This is a genomic window from Komagataeibacter oboediens (assembly GCF_003207815.1).
GTDB lineage: Bacteria > Pseudomonadota > Alphaproteobacteria > Acetobacterales > Acetobacteraceae > Komagataeibacter > Komagataeibacter oboediens.
The window spans coordinates 1-1,203 of the sequence record NZ_NKTX01000198.1 but is presented as its reverse complement, the minus strand read 5'-3'; the positions used below and the strand labels follow the sequence as shown (position 1 = coordinate 1,203).

1 protein-coding gene and 1 pseudogene are annotated in these 1,203 nt (G+C 50.0%); one reads left to right on the top strand and one right to left on the bottom strand.

Annotated features, from left to right (window positions below; translation table 11 throughout):
* Positions 1-635 precede the first annotated feature (635 nt).
* Positions 636-893, top strand: a pseudogene (locus CFR80_RS20120) (hypothetical protein); the annotation flags it as partial.
* A 93-nt stretch (positions 894-986) separates the two neighbouring features.
* On the opposite strand, the gene CFR80_RS18245 reads toward CFR80_RS20120, so the two are convergent.
* On the bottom strand, positions 987-1,203 hold a 217-nt coding region (locus CFR80_RS18245; protein ID WP_146221620.1), incomplete at its 5' end, for a transposase domain-containing protein.

Below are 1,203 nucleotides of genomic sequence, written 5' to 3'. Positions count from 1 at the left end.
CCGCAATCATGCGAAAGCTCGTTGTCCTCGCAAACGCCCTGCTTCACAAAGATCGGCTTTGGACGCCAAAAGCCGCTTGACCACAACGGATACTCTTAGATCAGAAGTCACGGGAGTTTAATCGTCTCGATGTGTGTTATCGCGCATATTGGCACGCCATTTTTGATCCCTCCCAGTATCTTACTGATATAAATAGCTCAGTCTCTGGTGGTATTTTTATACCATTTATGAGCTGGGCGGATTCATGTGGCGTCACCTTTGGTTGGTCTCTCCATATATGGATATTGAGATGGTTCTTGTCAGACCCTTTGCTTCAGAAATACGCAACTCGCGCGTTCGCTGACGAAGTACGCTCGATTGCCGCAGCTCTATGGACTGTTTCGGACAGATCACAAGCAAAGGGAATCATAATCGGGGACAAATCTTCAAAAACCTGGATCGCTGGATGGAAAACCCGATCGGTTGATACAGTGCGCGTGGTGGAGAAACTGGATCTTTCTGAGACCATCGAACTTCAAGGATATGACTTCGGATACTTTCTTTCTTTGTCTTGGGAAATAGAGGAATTTCCTGGATGGAAGCCAATCCCTGAATAAACACTCAACGTCGATTTGTTAGCCAGAAGGAGTGTCAGTATGTCCGTAATTAATAAGAAAAAATCGCTAATTCTTTGTAGTACATGGGTTGTAGCGATGTCATTCTTTGCAGTCGAATCTCGTGCCGCTCCCAGACAGGGGCAACTTAATTTCCAAGCGATCTATGGAGATCGGACGGTCAATTGCGTACGAACGCTAGATCATGTCGGCACGCACGATAATACTGTTCGCGTCAACGACCTGCGCTTCTACATTCATGAAATATCTCTTCTTACGAAAGATGGTCGAGCGGTGCCCGTAAAGCTAGCCCAAGGCGGCGTTTGGCAACATGACAATATCGCGCTGATAGACCTGATCGACGTAATCATCCGGCGAGAGACGCGGGCGTATTCAGGCGGCGATGGTATTGTGGACCTGCTGGTGGGCTTTCCAGTGCCAGGGCAGGAGTTCATGGAGGCGTGGATTGGGGATGTCATTGATCCGTGCCAGGACATCGGCGAGCCATGCGTGGGGATCGACATCGTTCAGACGCGCGGTGACGATCAGGGAATACATGGCGGCGGCGCGCTCTCCGCCACGATCGGACCCGGCGAACAACCAGGCTTTC